The organism is Pannonibacter sp. Q-1, from assembly GCF_054073275.1.
This window is the reverse complement of record NZ_JBSXNB010000003.1, coordinates 71092-88272: the sequence shown is the minus strand read 5'-3', so window position 1 is coordinate 88272 and position 17181 is coordinate 71092. Positions and strand designations below refer to the sequence as shown.

Genomic DNA, 17181 nt, shown 5'->3' with positions numbered 1-17181 from the left:
TTTGAGCGGGCCTCTGATGAGGCACCCTTTCCCCCATTATATTCCCCTCAAAGCCTCGCTCTTGCCGCGATTGTTGCTATATTGTTCTCCATGAAATGCACCCGAACCCTGGCTGGATGAATGACTGTGCCTCCCGGTTTTTCCGACGACTGGAGCGATATTGACGCTGAGTATGATGCCGGGTTTGGGCCGGGATCTGCGCCTGTTGCGGCCCACAGGCCGCAGGGCGGCGGCATTGCGGCGCGGGCTCTGGCGGCGCGGCAGGGGGCTGGCCAGCAGGGCGGGGCGCCGGAATATTTCGAAGGGCTCAACCCGGAACAGCGGCTGGCAGTCGAAAGCGCCGACGGGCCGGTTCTGGTGCTGGCAGGAGCTGGCACCGGCAAAACGCGGGTTCTGACCACCCGCATCGCGCATATTCTGGCAAGCGGCCGGGCCTATCCCTCGCAGATCCTTGCGGTGACCTTCACCAACAAGGCGGCGCGCGAGATGAAGGAGCGTATCGCCCGTTACGTGGGCGAGGGCGTGGAGGGCATGGCGTGGCTCGGCACGTTCCACTCCATCTGCGTGAAGATCCTGCGCCGCCATGCGGAGCTGGTGGGCCTCAAGAGCAGCTTCACCATCCTCGACACCGACGATCAGCTGCGCCTGATGAAACAGGTGATCCAGGCCGAGGGGCTGGATGAAAAGCGCTGGACCGCGCGCATGTTTGCCGCGCAGGTGGACAGCTGGAAGAACCGTGGCCTGACGCCGAAGGACATTCCGGAAGGCGAGGCGCGCTCCTTCGGCAATGGCAAGGGGCGCAAGCTTTACGAGGAATATCAGGACCGGCTGTCCGTGCTCAATGCGGCGGACTTCGGCGACCTGCTGCTTCACTGCATCACCCTGTTCAAGACCCAGCCGGATGTGCTGAAGGATTTCCAGCGCCGCTTCCGCTACATGCTGGTGGATGAGTATCAGGACACCAACGTCGCCCAGTATCTGTGGCTGCGGCTGCTGGCGCAGGGCAATGCCAATATCTGCTGCGTGGGTGACGACGACCAGTCGATCTACGGCTGGCGCGGGGCGGAGGTGGACAACATCCTGCGCTTCGAGCACGATTTTCCCGGCGCGCTCGTCATCCGGCTGGAGCGGAACTACCGCTCCACGGCGCATATTCTCGGCGCGGCCTCGCATCTGATCGCTCATAACGAGGGGCGGCTGGGCAAGACGCTCTTCACCGACGACAAGGACCCGGAGGCCGAACCGGTGACGGTCGCTTCCGCCTGGGATTCGGAGGAAGAAGCCCGCTCCATCGGCGATGAAATTGAGGCTCTGCAAGGCAAGGGGCATTCGCTTAACCAGATCGCCATTCTGGTGCGCGCGTCCTTCCAGATGCGTGAGTTTGAAGACCGCTTCATCACGCTGGGGCTGAATTACCGGGTCATCGGCGGCCCGCGCTTCTACGAGCGGCTCGAGATCCGCGATGCCATGGCCTATTTCCGCTGTGTGGTGCAGCCGGCCGATGATCTGGCGTTCGAGCGCATCGTCAATACGCCCAAGCGCGGCCTTGGCGAGGCGACGCTGAAGATCGTGCATGAACTGGCCCGGGCGCAGCGCATTCCGCTGATCGAGGCGGCAACGCAGCTGTGCCGCACGGAAGAAATCAAGCCCAAGGCGCGCAAGGCGCTCACGGATCTGCTGGCGGATCTCGACCGCTGGCGAGCGCAGCTCACCCGCGTCAAGCATTCCGAACTGGCGGAAATCATTCTGGACGAGAGCGGCTACACGGCCATGTGGCGGCAGGACAAGTCCGCCGAGGCGCCGGGCCGGCTCGACAACCTCAAGGAACTCATCCGTTCCATGGAAGAGTTCGAATCCCTGCCGGGGTTCCTCGAGCATATCGCCCTCGTCATGGACCGGGATTCGGCCGACGCTGCCGATGCCGTCTCGATCATGACGCTGCATTCGGCCAAGGGGCTTGAGTTCGACACGGTGTTCCTGCCGGGCTGGGAAGAGGGGCTCTTCCCGCATCAGCGGGCACTGGACGACGGCGGCCGGGCCGGGCTGGAGGAAGAGCGGCGGCTTGCCTATGTGGGAATCACCCGGGCACGGCAGCGGGCGAAGATCTGGTTCGCCTCCAACCGGCGCATCCATGGCTCCTGGCAGTCGAGCATTCCCTCGCGGTTTCTCGATGAGCTGCCGGAGGATCATGTGGAGGTGGTCGAAAGCTCCAGCCGTTATGGCGGCTACAGCGGCGGTGGCTATGGCGGGGGCGGCAGCTACGGCGTGTCACGCTTCGACAGCCGTGATGCCTTCCAGAACACCTATTCGACGCCGGGCTGGCAGCGGGCGCAGAAGGCGCGGGCGGGCGGCGAGGATTACGGGCGGCGTGGCGACATGCGCTCTGCCCGCAGCCGCGCGCAAGGCCCGCTGACCATCGAGGGCGCGCTTGTGGCCCGCTCCGTGGCGGACAAGCCCTCGGAGTTCGAGATCGGTGAACGGGTGTTCCACATCAAGTTCGGCTATGGCGCGATCCGGGCCATCGAGGGCAACAAGCTGACCATCGACTTCGAGAAGGCCGGCGAGAAGCGGGTGATCGACAGTTTCGTCGAGCGGCATTGACGCCAAGTCTTTCGATGCCGGCGAATCGCGCCTTGTCGTGGATCAGGCGCCGTACGCCGGATCAGCAGAAAAAAGGCCAGCGCCCTGTCATGCGCTGGCCTAACCCTGCCCCTGTTATTGACGCCGCATGCAGAGTTTCAGGCGGTATAGTCGACGATAAGGGATGTGGAAGACGCTACCGTGTTTGTTCCGGACGCTGAATAGCCGGTCTTTGTCTGAAGTTCTTCCAGCAGTTTCGCCAGAATGTCCTCAGTGGTGTCATCATCTTCGGTCATGGGCGGCATGCCGCCGCCGCCCGGAGGCGGGGGAGGGGCCATTTCACCGCTTTCGAACAGGGACGCCAGTTCGTCCGCCTGGTCCTGTGTCAGCGTGCCGGCTTCCACCTGTTCAGACAGCAGGCTCTCAAGCTTTGCCTGCATCTCGCCCTGGCTGGGCGGAGCTGATGGCGCGGAGCCGCCAGGCCCCATTTCTCCATCAATAGCTTCCAGCGCGGAAAGCATTGCGTCCATGTCGCTGGACGTGATTTCTCCGGAACTTACCTGCTCCGTCAGCTTGGACTGAAAATACTGCTGGGGAGACTGAATGCCCGATGCACCAATGGACATCATGATTGCAGCCTTTCCTTTTGCTTGCAATATAATGAACAGTGAATGGCAAAGGTTAATGCGAAATTAATGAATTATTTCTCGTTCTTTTCTTTATTTTTCTAAAGAAACTACGGAAGTCAAAAGAAATAACCGACGAAAAATAATTGAAATGCGGCGCAGTTGAGTCATATTGCGGCTCATGAAACAGACTGAACATATCCTCGTTGTCGAGGACGACCCCGAAATCGGCGAACTGATTGACCAGCATCTGACGGGTCAGGGCTGGAAGGTGAGCCTCGCGCGCCATGCAGGCGAGATGGAGCGTGTGCTGCACAGCGCGCGGATCGATCTCGTCGTGCTGGACCTCATGCTGCCCGGCGAGGATGGCCTGAGCATCTGCCGCCGCCTGAGAGGCACCAGCAGTATTCCGATCATCATCGTTTCGGCCAAGGCCGATGACTTTGACCGTGTGATCGGTCTGGAAGTCGGGGCGGATGACTATCTGCCCAAGCCGTTCAATCCGCGCGAATTGATTGCCCGTATCCGGGCGATGTTCCGCCGCGTTGAAATGGGGGCGGCGACCCCGGCTGTCTCCGGCAAGAAGCTGGGCTTTGATGGCTGGGTGCTTGACTGCGAGACGCGCCATCTGTTCAACCCCAAGGGCGCGCTGGTCAGCCTGACGCCGGCCGAGTTTGATCTGTTACAGGTGCTGTGCGAGCGCCATGGCCGTGTCCTGAGCCGCGAACAGCTGGTGGAACTGACGCAGGGCATCAACGTCAGCATGACGGGCCGCAACATTGACATTCTGGTGAGCCGACTGCGCAGCAAGATGGATGCGGCCGGCGCGCGGATGCAGTTCATCAGGACTGTCCGTGCCGGTGGCTATGAGTTCGTTGGAGAGGTGAAGCCAGCTTGATACGGGCCCTGGCATGGTTATGGCCGAAGCGCATTGCCCCGCAGATGCTGCTGGTGATGATCTCATCTCTTGCGGTTCTTGTCATATTTGCAGTCGCTGCGATCACTCTGATCCGGCCTCAGGGGCCGAATGCGAAATTGTCGCTGCATGCCATGCGCGCTGCGGCGGCGGCCGTCCGTCTTGATGAGGCTGATCCGGCTGTCCGGCAAGCTATTCTGGAGGACGTCAGGGCTGACTATCCGGAGCTGAAGCTGACGATCTCTGCTTCGGCAGAGATCGATCAGATGACGGAGCGGCTGCCGCCTTTCTGGCCGCTCGCACCCGGAGCTGTGACAAAGGGAGTCGAATTTCTCGGTGTCCTGCTGCATGGGGACGGGGCGGACGGATCCGGCGGGAGACCGGATGATCAGGCCAATGACAGCCGGGTTCCGCAACTGGTTTTCCGCTTGTCCGACGGCACGCTGGTGGAAAGTGACATGCTGCCGAGGGACAGGCCACCGATCCTGGGTGATCCTCTTTTCCAGTTGCTCATCTTCCTGATCATCAGTGTTTCCATGCTGCTGATCTGGGCCCTGCGCACTCTGGTGCGGCCCTTGTCCGACCTGTCAAAGGCGGTGACCAGCTTTGGCGAGAATACCACAATCCTGGCGCCGCTCGCCGCGCGCGGGCCGCAGGAAGTGCGGGATGCGGCACTTGCCTTCAACCGGATGCAGCAGCGGATCCACGACCTGATCGAGCGCCGCACCCAGATGCTGGCCGCAATCAGCCATGACCTGCGCACGCCTTTGACCCGTCTGCGCCTGCGGCTCGAACTGATCGAAAATGAAGACCAGCGCCGCCGCAGCCTTGCTGATCTCAAGGTGATGGAAGCCCAGATCGATGGCGCGCTGACGTTTCTGCGGCAGGGCCGCACCGGCGAAGCCTCCGTCTGCATTGATGTTCCCAGCTTGCTGCAAGGCATTCGGGATGAATATGAGGATGCAGGCCATGTGATCGGGCTTGAGGCAGAGGGTGACATCAAGGTTCTGGCCCGGCCCAGCGAGCTTGTCAGGGCTGTCGAAAACCTGGCCGGCAACGCCTTGCGCTATGCGGCTGACGGACAGGGCGAAGTGACGGTGATGCTCACTTCCAGGGATGGCAGGGCCGTCATCGACGTCATCGATCATGGACCAGGCATTTCCTCTTCCGAGAAGGAGCGCATGCTCCTGCCCTTCGTGAGAGGGGACAGTGCCCGGTCCATCGGGTCGGAGGCGGGGACCGGATTTGGCCTCGGGTTGTCGACCACGCTCTCCATCGTGGAAGCCCATGGCGGGCAGCTTGAGCTGCTTGATACGCCCGCTGGGGGGCTCACGGCCCGCATAACGCTGCCGCTCGCTCCAGCAGCGCCCGAATAGGCTGGCTGTTTGGGGCCGCTGGCGTTATATCGGCCACGTCATTGCCAAGCTGCCGAGGATTTCATGCAGACTGTGAGAGTGCGGATCTGTGCCGCCGAACTGGAAGCCAAGCGTATCTACGGGATCGTGGAACAGGCCTATGAGGACGATGGCAATCCGGTCACGGTCTATGAATTCGTGCCGGACGGCTCGGTCTGGGCGGTCGAAATCCTCATGTTCGGCATGGAGCCGGACGAGGCTGCCGACGAGCTGAAGGACCGGCTGGGAGCCGATGCCTTTGCCGCACCGGTGGAAGCCGAGGTGCTTGAGGACCTGAACTGGGTGGAGAAGAGCCTCGAAGGGCTGGCTCCCGTGCCGGCCGGGCGTTTCCTCATCCACGGCAGCCATGACCGGGGCACGGTTCCTGCGGGCAGCATCGGCATCGAGATTGAAGCCGCGCTTGCCTTCGGCACCGGGCACCACGCCACCACGGAAGGCTGCCTGCGCGAAATCAGCCGGCTGCTCAGCCACTGGCGGTTCGACAAGATTCTCGACATCGGCACCGGCACCGGCGTTCTGGCCATTGCTGCGGCCAAGCTCTCGCGCCAGCAGGTGATTGCCAGCGACATTGATCCGGTGGCAACGCAGACGGCAGCTGAGAACGCTGTGCTGAACGGTGTGGGCAACTTCGTGCGCACCTTTACGGCGGCTGGCGTGGAAGACCGGCGCTTTGCCGAGTACGGTCCGTTTGATCTGGTGATTGCCAACATTCTGGCCCGCCCGCTGATGCAGATGGCCAAAAGCATTTCCGCCCGCATGACCGGCGATGCCATGCTGGTGCTTTCGGGCCTGCGAATCGAGGACGGCCCGCGCATCCTCTTCGCCTATGGCACGCAGGGCTTCCGCCTTGTGCGGCGCTTTGAAAAGAACGGCTGGATTACCCTGACGCTGACGCGCGGGCGCGGCTGAGGGCAGATCGGATGAGGATGAGGCGGGCCCTGTGCCCGCCTCATCGTTTGCAAAAAAAACAGGCACTCTCCATCGTCATCCCGGCCAAGCGCAGCGCGAGCCGGGACCGGAGAGCCGGGGTGCAAGTTGGTTTGCCCTTAAAGGCGATAACCGGGAGACCTTGGCTCACCGGTCCCGGATCTCGGCTTCGCTCTCGTCCGGGAAGACGACGGTGGGGATGTCAGGAAGGGCAACTCCGTGCCTTCAGCGTCATTCGCCAACATTCTGATTCAACCCGCTGCCCGCCTGATTCCGTCACGCGCCATAAACCATTGCCCAGAAACGGAAAAAGGCTCCCGAAGGAGCCTTGTCATCCCGCAGTCCGGGCGGCGGATCACTCCGCCGCGGCTGCGATATGGTTTCCGTCTCAGATCGCGCTGGTGAGCGAGCCCTGGCGGCGCAGTTCTTCGCGATCGTAGCCGTAAGCTGCCAGCGTGGCATCGTCCAGAGACAGCAGGTAGCCGTTGACATAACGCAGGGCCTGCTTTTCACGCGCGGCGATCATGTGATCGAAAGCGCGGCGGATGATGCTGCGGGACGAACGGCGATCAGCGGCGATCATCGTGGAGGTAACAGTCGAAAGTGCCATTTGGATTTCTCCATAAATTCGGTGTGGCTAGGTTCCTCCCTCGTCACGGGTTGAATATGGCCTCATCCGGCCATTCCGAAAAGACATGGAACCGCATGACTGCCTTGCGTTTATTGCATGTGCGAAAAGACTATGCCGCAGTGCGAAAGGAAACGGCTTTTTAACCTTGCTGCATGTGGACGGGCGCTGCCTTTGAGATTGTATGGCCGGGGCGGCGGGTTTAGGCTCCGCTCCATGTTCCAGACTTTTGACACCCCCACCGATCCTTCCGTTGGCCGTCCGCGGCTTCAGGCCCTTCTGGCAGAGCTTGCCCGCCGTGGCCTCGACGGTTTCCTCATCCCCCGCGCCGACGCGCATCAGGGCGAATATGTGCCGCCCTGCGATTGCCGCCTGCAATGGCTGACCGGCTTCGGCGGCTCGGCGGGCGTGGCCGCCGTGCTGGGCGGCAAGGCGGCGATCTTTGTGGACGGCCGCTACACGCTGCAGGTGCGCGAGCAGGTGGATTGCGAGGTTTTCACCCCGCTGCATCTCATCAACGAGCCGCCGCTGAAGTGGATCGAGGCGAATCTTTCCAAGGGCATGAAGCTGGGCTTTGACCCGATGCTGCATACGCTCAACGCAACCCGCCGCCTGCGCGAAGTATGCGCCAAGGCGGGGGCTGAACTGGTGGCTGTCGAGACGAACCCGGTTGATGCGGTCTGGGAAGACCGTCCCGAGGCGCCGCTGGGTGCGGTTTCGCTCTATCCGCTGGAACTGGCAGGAGAGGCCGTTGCGGACAAAGCCGCACGCATCATGGCCTCCGTCGTGGAGCGCGGCGCCGATGCGGTGGTGATCACCCAGCCCGATTCGATTGCCTGGCTCTTCAACATCCGCGGGTCTGATGTGTCCCACACGCCGCTGCCGCTGTCCTTTGCCGTGCTCAAGGCGGCGCAGCCATCCGTGCTGTTCATCGACGGGCGCAAGCTCTCCAACGAGGTCCGCAGCGAACTTTCGGCCTATGCCGATATCGCCGAGCCGCATCAGTTCCTGTCCGCGCTGGAAGGCCTCGGCAAGGAGGGGCTGACGGTGATGGTGGACCCGGACCTTGCCGGTGAAGCCATCGCCACAAAGATCACCGAGGCCGGCGGCAAGCTGGTGGAGGCCGCCGATCCGGTGCTGCTGCCCAAGGCCATCAAGAATGCGGCTGAGATTGCAGGGGCCAAAGCGGCGCATCTGCGCGATGCGGCGGCCTATTGCCGGTTCCTGTGCTGGCTGGACGAAGAAGCGCCCAAGGGCACGCTGGACGAGATCGGCGCGGCGGAAAAGCTGGAAGCCTTCCGTGCTGCGACGGGCGTGCTGAAGGACATCTCCTTCGATACCATTTCGGGGGCCGGGCCGAACGGGGCGATCTGCCATTACCGGGTGAACCGGGAGAGCAATCTGCCGGTCCCGCTGAACCGCCCGTTCCTGATCGATTCCGGCGCCCAGTATGAGGACGGCACCACCGATATCACCCGCACCATCGCGGTGGGGGAGATGACGGCGGAGATGAAGCGCCACTTCACGCTGGTGCTGAAGGGCCATATCGCCATCGCCACGGCCCGCTTCCCGGAGGGCACGACGGGTGCGCAGCTTGATACGCTGGCGCGCATCGCCCTGTGGCAGGCGGGGCTGGATTATGATCACGGCACGGGCCACGGGGTGGGGGCGTATCTGTCCGTCCACGAAGGGCCGCAACGCATTGCCAAGACGGGCAGCCAGCCGCTGAAGCCGGGGATGATCCTCTCCAACGAGCCGGGCTATTACCCGGCCGGGGAATACGGCATCCGCATCGAGAACCTGGAACTGGTGACGGAGGCGCGGGACATTCCCGATGGCGAGCGGCCCATGCTGGGCTTCGAGCCGCTGACGCTGGCGCCCATCGACCGGCGGCTGGTGGATGTGGATCTGCTGACGGTGGCCGAGCGCAACTGGCTCAACACCTACCACGCCCGCGTCCGCCACGAAGTCGGCCCGCACCTCGACGGCAAGACCCGCATCTGGCTTGAACAGGCGACGGAGCCGGTTTGATCCGGCTGTGGGGCTTTTACGGGCCTGCGCCCCTCCCTCGTCATCCCGGCCAAGCGCAGCGCGAGCCGGGACCGGTGAGCCGGGGTGCAGGTTGGTTCAACTGGTCCATAGAGCCGGCAGGCCGGGGCTCACCGGTCCCGGATCTTCGCTTCGCTCTCGTCCGGGATGACGAGGGAGAGACCTGGTCTGCGGATGAGGCGGTTCTTCACACATTGATTCAAGCCGCTGAGACGGTGCTGCCCTTGCCTTGCGGCTTGATTCCGGTTTTTCGGTTAAATATCTGAAAAATATAGCCTTTACCGGTGTTCTTCTTCTGCCGCTTTAATCAGGACGGCGTTGTAATGTGCCAGTGCGTGCACATGGAAGGCCGTGGCGACGGGCACCAGCGGGGCTGAGCGGCGCACCACGGGAAGCCGCGTCTGGCCGGTTTCATCGAATCGTCTCAAGGCCTTGTCGAGCGTTTCGTCCGTGAAGAGCACGGGCATGTCCGGCGTCAGCGGGCCGGTCTCTCCGGTGTCTCCGGGCGCCAGCGGTGTCATGAAATCATCCACCCGCACCTCCCGCACCAGCATGCGGTGCAGCCCGTCTTTGAGCGGCACGCCGCGCATTTCCAGCTGCCATTGGAAGAAGGAGCGCCCATGCACCGCCTGGGTGATACCGGTGGCGATGGAAACGCAGAGCAGCAGCGCCATGGACAGGCCGTAGCCGCCGGTCAGCTCAAAGACGATCATGGTGGTCGAGACGGGGGCTCCCAGCACGGAAGCCGCGACCGCGCCCATGCCGAGAATGGCATAGAGACCGCCGCTGGAGGCCATGTCCGGCACGGCGGCGGCGGCGATGATGCCGAAGGCCCCGCCCGTCATGGCGCCTAGATAGAGCGCAGGCGAGAACACGCCGCCGCCAAAGCGGGAGGCAAGGGTGATGGCGGTTGCCGCCGTCTTGGCCACCAGCAGGGCCAGCAGGAGCGTCAGGGGCAACTGGTTCTTCAGCGCTTCATCGGTCGCCTCGTAGCCAACGCCCAGCACATGGGGGAACATCAGTCCAATGGCCCCGACCGCCAGCCCGCCCATGACCGGGCGCAGCCACAGCGGCAGGGGAATGTTCCGCGCCACCCAGTCCGTGCCGGTCAAGGCGAACTGGAACAGGATGGAGACGATGGCGCAGGCCAGCCCCAGAAGCGCGAAGGCGGGAAACTCCCAGTAGGAGGTGATCTGATAGGCGGGAATGATGAAGGCCGCCACATCGCCGAACCACAGCCGGGAGAAGACGGTGCCGGTGACGGCGGCGATGGCGACAGGGGGCAGGGCGGAGAGGGCGTAATGCCCGAGGATCACCTCATGGGCGAAGAGCACGCCCGCGATGGGGGCATTGAACGAGGCGGAAACCGCGCTGGCGACACCGCAGGCCAGCAGCATGCGGCGTGATGAATCCGGCAGGCTGAACAGGCGGCCCAGGCTGGTGGCGATGGTCGCACCCAGATGCACCATCGGCCCCTCGCGCCCGGCGCTGGCGCCCGAGCCGAGCGACAGGGCGGCAATCAGTGCGGAGGACATGCCCGGCCAGAAGCGCAGGCTGCGCCCGGCGCTGGCACGCGCCTCGATCACGTCGGCCACGCTGGAGGCCCGCTGCATGGGCTGGACGAAATGCAGCAGCAGCCCTACCACCAGCCCGCCGGCTGCAGGGGCCAGCATCACCACATACCAGGGCACCTGTGCAACGGCCGTCACCACTGCCTCGCTGGAGGTGCCGAGCCAGAGCATCTGGACGAGGCCGATCAGCTCGCGGAAGAAAATGGCCGCCCAGGAGACGATGGCGCCGATGAACAGGGCCAGCACCCAGATGAGCGGTGCCTTGCTGTGACGGAAATGCCGGACGTTGAGCCGCAACTCGGCGGCGATGGCCGTAATCCCGGCTTTGACGGGAATCTTGAGGGAAAACAGCGGGGAGGGGCCTTTGGCCATGGCGTGATGCTCTCCACATCCGGGAACGCAAATGCTGCGGCCGCTGGCCACGCGTGTTCCTTCTTACCGCAATCCCGGTCAGAACTGGACCCGTTTCAACGGCTTTTTGCCGGGAGGAAACAGGTGAGACAACAGAACCGGGATTTGCCCCACAAGACAGCTTTGGGTGGCGGGGCATCTTTGATAGTGTGCGCCAGCACAAGAGGGCCGGAAACCAAGGCCCTCATGACAGGATGAGGAGATGCGCCATGTCTCTGGCGGCCATGCAGGTTCAGGTGAAACGCAACGAGGACGGCATCGCCGCCGTGAAGGCTGCACTTTCTGCCGGTTTTGGCGAGCGGTGCCTCACCTCCGCAGCCGTTTGCGAGCAGCATGGCCACACCACCACATGGCTGCCGAATCAGGCGCCGGATGTTGTGGTGTTTGCGCAGACGACGGAAGAGGTGGCGGAGATTGTCCGGCTCTGTGCCCAGCACAAGGTGCCGGTCATCCCCTTTGGCACCGGCTCGTCACTGGAAGGCCATGTGAATGCCCCCGGCGGCGGCGTCTCCATCGATCTCAGCCGCATGAACAGCATTCTGGAAGTGAACGCGGAAGATCTCGACTGCGTGGTGCAGGCCGGTGTGACGCGCTCGCAGCTGAATGCCTATATCCGCGACACGGGCCTGTTCTTCCCCATTGATCCGGGCGCGGATGCCAGCATCGGCGGCATGACGGCAACCCGCGCTTCGGGCACCAATGCGGTGCGCTACGGCACCATGAAGGATGTGGTGCTGGGGCTGACCGTGGTGACGGCGGATGGCCGCATCATCCGCACGGGCGGCCGGGCGCGCAAATCCTCTGCCGGTTATGACCTGACGCGGCTGTTCGTCGGTTCGGAAGGCACGCTGGGCGTGATCACTGAAGTGACGCTCCGGCTCTTCGGCCAGCCGGAGGCCATTTCCGGCGGCGTCTGCCCCTTCCCGGATGTGGAATCGGCCTGCAACGCCGTGATCATGACCATCCAGTCCGGCATTCCGGTGGCGCGGATCGAGCTTCTCGACAAGATGCAGGTGCGCGCCTGCAACGCCTATTCCAAGCTGGATCTTGAGGAAACGCCGACGCTGTTCCTCGAATTCCACGGCACGGCTTCGGGCGTGAAGGAGCAGGCGGAACTGTTCGAGGCGATTGCGGCGGATTGCGGCGGCGGCACCTTCCTCTGGTCGGCATTGGCAGAAGAGCGCACAAAGCTCTGGACGGCGCGCCACAATGCCTATTTCGCAGCGCAGGGCCTGCGCCCCGGCTCCAAGGCGGTGTCGACGGATGTCTGCGTGCCGATCTCCCGCCTTGCCGAATGCGTGGCCGAGACGGTGGCCGATATCGAGCGGCGCGGGCTGCTGGCGCCGATCGTCGGCCATGTGGGCGACGGCAATTTCCACACGCTGGTGCTCGTGGATGTCAACGATCCGAAGGAACTGGCGGAGAGCGAGGCCTTCATCGAACAGATGAACTGGCGCGCCATCGAAATGGGCGGCACCTGCACCGGCGAGCATGGCGTGGGGCAGGGCAAGATGAAATATCTGAAAAAAGAGCATGGAGACGCACTGGATGTGATGCGTACCCTTAAAATTGCCCTTGATCCGGATAACATCATGAATCCGGGCAAGATCGTGCTCGTGTAACGGCGGGGGGCTGTACGCAGCAGGCGCCAGAGCAACAGGAGAATGACGCTGAATTCGGTCTATATCACGGCGGGTGTGGCTATCATCCTGGCGCTGCTGGCGGCGCTGGTCGGGCCTCTCTTTGTCGACTGGACAGCGTACCGTTCGACCTTCGAGCGCTATGCCGGCGAGGCGCTGGGCCACAAGGTGACGGTGCTGGGCAAGGCCGACATGAGCCTTCTGCCCGCTCCGGCGCTCACCTTCACCGATGTGAGGGTGGGGGATGCGGAAAATCCGCTGCTGTCCGTCTCCCGTTTTCAGATGCGCGTCGAACTGCCGTCCCTGCTGAAGGGCGAAATCCGCGTCGTGGAAATGCGGCTGGACCGGCCGCAGGTGAACCTTGCGCTCGATGAGGATGGCCGCCTTGACTGGCTGATGGAGCGCAGCGAGGCGGGCCTTGCCCGGGTGGACCCGAAGAACGTCGCCTTTGACCAGATCGAGGTGAACAACGGCAGTGTGACGCTGTCCGATGCCCGTGACGGCGGCTCGCGCAAGATCGAGAATGTGAATGTGGTGGTGAGCGCCCGCTCGCTCAACGGCCCGTTCAAGGTGGACGGAAGTCTCTCCAGCAATGGCGAGCCCATGTCCCTGCGCCTTGCCACCGGTGAACGCCAGCCCGGCGGCGGCATCCGCGTCAAGGCAGACCTGACCCCGGCACTGACGCCCGCCCAGCTGAGCGTTGATGCGCTTTTGAGCGACAAGGCCGGTGCGCCGGAGCTTGACGGCCGGTTTACGCTCGCCTCCGTTGCCTCCGATGATCCCTCCATGCAGGAGTGGCGGGTTCAGGGTGACGTGAAGGCCGGCCCGGCTTCAATCACGGTGCCTTCCTTTGAACTTCGCTATGGCCCGGACGAGCGGCATGTGACGCTGACGGGCGAGGGCAATCTTGATCTGGCGGATTCGCGCCGGTTCCTCATCAAGGCCGGTGCGCGGCAGCTGGATCTGGACCGGATGCTGGGGCAGGGCCCGCAGCAGCCTGTGGCCATCCGCACGGCAGGGCAAAGCCTTCTCTCCGGTCTTGCGGCGCTGGCGCCGGACACGCTCAAGGGTGAGGTTTCGCTTGACCTTCCGGCCATTGTGGCTGGCGGCGAGATCATTCAGGGCACGCGCCTGGACCTTGAAACGGCAGCGGGCGGCTGGAAAGTGCTGCGGCTTGCAAGCCGCCTGCCGGGCCGCACGCAGGTGACCACGCAAGGGGACCTGTCCCTGCAAGGCGCGCCGTCCTACAGCGGCACGCTGGTGCTCAATTCTGCGCAGCCGGGCCTGCTGACGGGCTGGCTGCAGGGGCACAACGGGCTTGTCTTCACCGGCCTGCCGGTTGCGCTTGAAGGCAAGCTGGATGCCGGCAGCGGCGGCGTGAGCTTTGCCGTCTCGCGCCTCGATATTGACGGGGCGAAGGCTGCCGGTTCCATCGCCTACACCCATGAGCGCAATGGCAAGTCCGTGTTCGCGCTCGGCCTTGAGGCGGAAAAGCTGGATCTGGATCTTGTGTCCGGCCTGGCTCCGGCCTTTGGCGCCGATGCGCTGGGCGGGATGCTCGCCGGGGCCGAGATTGACGTGAAGCTTCACGCCCGTGAAGTGTCGATCCGGGGCATCAAGGGCAAGGCGCTGACGGTGGAAGCCGGATATGACGGCGAGCAGCTGAAGATCTCGAAGCTTTCCGCCAATGATCTGGCCGGTGCGCGCATCGACGCCATCGGCACCATCCGGGATCTGACGACCGTTCCCTCGGGCTCGCTCAACGCAACGCTGGAGGCAAGCTCGCTGGCCGGGCTTTATGCCCTCATCGAGAATGCCGCGCCGGACAGCGAATTGACCCGGCGCTTGCAGACCGGCGGTGACTATCTGGTGCCGGCCAAATTGGACGGGCGCATCGAGGCCAAGCCCTCCGGCAAGGGCAGTGAGATGCGGCTGGTGCTGTCGGGCGAGGTCAACGGCAACAAGATTGGCCTCGACAGCCGCTTCGCCGGGCGGATGGACGCCTGGCGCGATGGCGATGCGGCCTTGACGCTGAACATGTCCGGGCCGGAAGGCGCGCTTCTGCTGCGCCAGCTCGGCTTTGACGTTGCCTCGGAAGAGGGGCTTGGCGCGGCGGAACTGGCGCTGAAACTGAACGGGCAGCCGGGCGACAGCCTTGCCCTCAGCCTCGATGCGAAGGCGGGAACGAGCCGTCTGGAAGCCGTCGGCGACATGGAACTGCCGCGCGATGACGTGCCGCTGCGCTACACCGCCGGGGTGACGCTGAAATCGCAGGACCTTTCTCCTGCGGTGCTGATGACCGGTCAGGTCCTGCCCGCACTGGCGGGGGATCTGACGGCGGACCTGCGGTTTGATCTGCTGGGTGAAGGCGGCAAGCTCAGCTTGAGCGATATCAAGGGCGCCATGGCCGGTGTGACCGTGGCCGGACGCCTGACGGGGGATCTGACACCAGCCGCAGGATCGGGCCTTTACCGGATCTCCGGCGCGCTGGACCTTTCGGCCCTCGACGCCCGCCTGTTGTCGGAAGTCATGCTGGGCGCCGATCAATGGGCGCTTGCCGAGGGGAATGGCGTCTGGCCGGGGCAGGCGCTTGGAACACCCTTTGCCGGGCACATGGATCTGGGTCTCGATCTCAAGGCCGGAAAACTGTGGCTGGATGACCTGACGGCCATTGAGACGGTTTCCGCGAAGCTGCGGATCGTGCCGGACAGCCTGCGGCTGGAGGGTCTTGAGGCCCGCTATGGCGGCGGCAGCTTGAGCGGGCAGGTGGCCCTGACCCGCAATGCGGGTGAGGCGGGCTTCTCCGGAACGCTGCAACTGACCGGCGCGCAGGCCGAAAACCTTGTCTGGCAGCGCTCTGGCAGGGCCGTGGCAACCGGCACGCTGGATGTGAATGCGCAGTTTGAAACGAGCGGACGGTCCATCGCTGCTCTGGCCGCCGGGCTCAGCGGCGGCGGTACGGTGGCTCTGAAGGATGGTGAGCTGCGGGCGCTGAACCCGGAAGCCTTCGGCCTCATCATCCGCGCAGCCGACTCCGGCCTGCAGCTGGAAGAAGACAAGATCCGCAGCCTGTTTGCCAGCCAGCTGGATGCGGGCACGCTGCCCTTCGCGTCTCTCGAAGGCTCCCTGTCGATGGCGGCCGGCCGGGTCAGCCTGCGCAATCTTGGTGCTGAGGGAACGGCGGCGGCTCTGCTCGGCTCCGGCCAGATCAATCTCAATGACTGGACCGTGCAGGCCGACCTTTCGCTGAAAGCCGATGCGGGCGAGGACGCGGTTGCCGGGGCCGAACCGCAGGCAGGTGTGATCTTCTCCGGCCCTCTGGGCAACCCGGAACGGCGGATCGACACCGGCCCGCTGATGGCCTTCCTCACCCTGCGCGCCTTCGAGAAGGAAGTGGAGCGGGTGGAGCGCCTGCAGGCCGATATCCTCGACCGTGACCGGCTGGCCCGCGAGATGAAATATTTCCGCGAGGCGGAAGATCAGCATCGGACGGCCGAAAAAGCCGCTGCCGAGAAGGCGGCTGCAGAAAAAGCGGCTGCGGAAAAGGCCGCCGCAGAAAAAGCCGCGGCCGGGAACGCGTCAGGCCGTGAGCCGGAAAAGGCCCCTGAATCCGCTCCTGCGCCTGATCAGCGCGGAAATGCACAGAGCACAGCGCCTTCGCGCAGTGAGCGCGCCCAGACGGGGCCGAAGCCCGCCAATGGGGATGCTATCGGCGATCTTCTGACCTTCGAGGAAAAGATCCAGTCTGCCATTGGAAACGCCGGACGCAGCGGTGCCGCAGACCGTGATCCGGAGGCGACCGGAAGCGTTGCGCCCTTGCCGCCGCTGGAGCCCGCGAAGGAAATTCCCGCTGCCCCGCGTGTGCAGGGCCAGCGCTCTGACGCAGGGGCCGGCCGGCCGGCTGACGGCATCCCGGCCAACAAGCCGGCACAACCGGTGCTGGTCACCATGCCCAGCGGCCTCGTGGTCACCTATCCGGCACCCGGCAACTGATATCTCCGGGTAAGAGCCCCGCATCTTGAGAGAATTCAACTTTTTCGTCATGCCATGGCTCGACCATGGCATCCATTCCGTGGCGGTGGTTGCGGAAAGAGATGCAAATTGCCGGAACTCCCGCTTCGGATGTGCACTGGAACGGCATGGATGCCATGATCAAGTCATGGCATGACGGAGGAGTGGCGGCGGAATGGTGGGGGACTGGCGGCGGACTGGCGGCGGACTGGCCATGTTCGAAATGCAGATCCGGATGCTGCCCGCAAATGAGGGCACGCCCCGCATCTCGGGAGAATTCAACCTTTTCGTCATGCCATGGCGCGGCCATGGCATCCATTCCGTGGCGGTCGTTGCGGAAACAAATGCAAATTACCGGAACTCCCGCTTCGGATATGGTCTGGAGCGGCATGGATGCCATGATCAAG

11 protein-coding genes are annotated in these 17181 nt (G+C 63.9%); 7 read left to right on the top strand and 4 right to left on the bottom strand.

What is annotated here, in order from left to right:
• Positions 1-120 precede the first annotated feature (120 nt).
• Positions 121-2601, top strand: a complete 2481-nt coding sequence (locus ACVNHC_RS08380; RefSeq protein ID WP_457166970.1) for an ATP-dependent helicase — start codon at positions 121-123, stop codon at positions 2599-2601.
• A gap of 137 nt (positions 2602-2738) precedes the next feature.
• Here the strand turns inward: ACVNHC_RS08380 and ACVNHC_RS08375 are convergent, their stop codons facing one another.
• Positions 2739-3209: a hypothetical protein gene (locus ACVNHC_RS08375; protein WP_457166969.1), complete on the bottom strand. Its 471-nt coding sequence runs from the start codon at positions 3207-3209 to the stop codon at positions 2739-2741.
• Positions 3210-3387: 178 nt separating this feature from the next.
• Here ACVNHC_RS08375 and ACVNHC_RS08370 point away from each other — a divergent pair, with 178 nt between their 5' ends.
• The 3 genes from ACVNHC_RS08370 to ACVNHC_RS08360 all read left to right on the top strand — a co-directional run bounded on the left by ACVNHC_RS08370 (position 3388) and on the right by ACVNHC_RS08360 (position 6446).
• On the top strand, positions 3388-4104 hold the full coding sequence (locus tag ACVNHC_RS08370; RefSeq protein WP_050474228.1) for a response regulator: 717 nt from the start codon (positions 3388-3390) through the stop codon (positions 4102-4104).
• Positions 4101-5498 (top strand): ATP-binding protein, encoded by a 1398-nt coding sequence (locus tag ACVNHC_RS08365; RefSeq protein ID WP_457166968.1) that lies wholly within the window; start codon positions 4101-4103, stop codon positions 5496-5498. Before ACVNHC_RS08370 ends, ACVNHC_RS08365 begins: the two co-directional genes overlap by 4 nt.
• Positions 5499-5561: 63 nt before the next feature.
• Positions 5562-6446 (top strand): 50S ribosomal protein L11 methyltransferase, encoded by an 885-nt coding sequence (locus ACVNHC_RS08360; RefSeq protein WP_122520470.1) that lies wholly within the window; start codon positions 5562-5564, stop codon positions 6444-6446.
• A 406-nt stretch (positions 6447-6852) separates the two neighbouring features.
• Here ACVNHC_RS08360 and ACVNHC_RS08355 read toward each other — a convergent pair whose 3' ends face one another.
• Positions 6853-7074 (bottom strand): hypothetical protein, encoded by a 222-nt coding sequence (locus ACVNHC_RS08355; RefSeq protein ID WP_244269971.1) that lies wholly within the window; start codon positions 7072-7074, stop codon positions 6853-6855.
• A 234-nt stretch (positions 7075-7308) separates the two neighbouring features.
• On the opposite strand from ACVNHC_RS08355, the gene ACVNHC_RS08350 reads away from it, so the two are divergent.
• Positions 7309-9123, top strand: a complete 1815-nt coding sequence (locus ACVNHC_RS08350; protein ID WP_457166967.1) for an aminopeptidase P family protein — start codon at positions 7309-7311, stop codon at positions 9121-9123.
• Between the two features lie 296 nt (positions 9124-9419).
• Here the strand turns inward: ACVNHC_RS08350 and ACVNHC_RS08345 are convergent, their stop codons facing one another.
• Positions 9420-11084 (bottom strand): chloride channel protein, encoded by a 1665-nt coding sequence (locus ACVNHC_RS08345; protein ID WP_457166966.1) that lies wholly within the window; start codon positions 11082-11084, stop codon positions 9420-9422.
• A 248-nt stretch (positions 11085-11332) separates the two neighbouring features.
• Here ACVNHC_RS08345 and ACVNHC_RS08340 point away from each other — a divergent pair, with 248 nt between their 5' ends.
• Together ACVNHC_RS08340 and ACVNHC_RS08335 are read left to right on the top strand one after the other, a co-directional pair.
• Positions 11333-12745 carry an FAD-binding oxidoreductase gene (locus tag ACVNHC_RS08340; protein ID WP_050474223.1) on the top strand — a complete coding sequence of 471 codons (1413 nt, stop codon included), beginning with the start codon at positions 11333-11335 and terminating at the stop codon, positions 12743-12745.
• A 42-nt stretch (positions 12746-12787) separates the two neighbouring features.
• Positions 12788-16756, top strand: a complete 3969-nt coding sequence (locus ACVNHC_RS08335) for an AsmA family protein (protein WP_457166965.1) — start codon at positions 12788-12790, stop codon at positions 16754-16756.
• On the opposite strand, the gene ACVNHC_RS08330 is transcribed toward ACVNHC_RS08335, so the two are convergent.
• The gene (locus tag ACVNHC_RS08330) at positions 16731-17174 is read right to left on the bottom strand and encodes a hypothetical protein (RefSeq protein ID WP_457166964.1); all 444 of its coding nucleotides are present in this window, start codon (positions 17172-17174) and stop codon (positions 16731-16733) included. The two genes, ACVNHC_RS08335 and ACVNHC_RS08330, sit on opposite strands and share 26 nt — an antisense overlap.
• Positions 17175-17181: the final 7 nt, after the last annotated feature.

Coding starts and splice junctions, on each gene's coding strand:
- ACVNHC_RS08380 (WP_457166970.1), top strand. CDS start 121: ATGACTGTGCCTCCCGGTTTTTCCGACGACTGGAGCGATATTGACGCT.
- ACVNHC_RS08375 (WP_457166969.1), bottom strand. CDS start 3,209: ATGATGTCCATTGGTGCATCGGGCATTCAGTCTCCCCAGCAGTATTTT.
- ACVNHC_RS08370 (WP_050474228.1), top strand. CDS start 3,388: ATGAAACAGACTGAACATATCCTCGTTGTCGAGGACGACCCCGAAATC.
- ACVNHC_RS08360 (WP_122520470.1), top strand. CDS start 5,562: ATGCAGACTGTGAGAGTGCGGATCTGTGCCGCCGAACTGGAAGCCAAG.
- ACVNHC_RS08355 (WP_244269971.1), bottom strand. CDS start 7,074: ATGGCACTTTCGACTGTTACCTCCACGATGATCGCCGCTGATCGCCGT.
- ACVNHC_RS08350 (WP_457166967.1), top strand. CDS start 7,309: ATGTTCCAGACTTTTGACACCCCCACCGATCCTTCCGTTGGCCGTCCG.
- ACVNHC_RS08345 (WP_457166966.1), bottom strand. CDS start 11,084: ATGGCCAAAGGCCCCTCCCCGCTGTTTTCCCTCAAGATTCCCGTCAAA.
- ACVNHC_RS08340 (WP_050474223.1), top strand. CDS start 11,333: ATGTCTCTGGCGGCCATGCAGGTTCAGGTGAAACGCAACGAGGACGGC.
- ACVNHC_RS08335 (WP_457166965.1), top strand. CDS start 12,788: ATGACGCTGAATTCGGTCTATATCACGGCGGGTGTGGCTATCATCCTG.
- ACVNHC_RS08330 (WP_457166964.1), bottom strand. CDS start 17,174: ATGGCATCCATGCCGCTCCAGACCATATCCGAAGCGGGAGTTCCGGTA.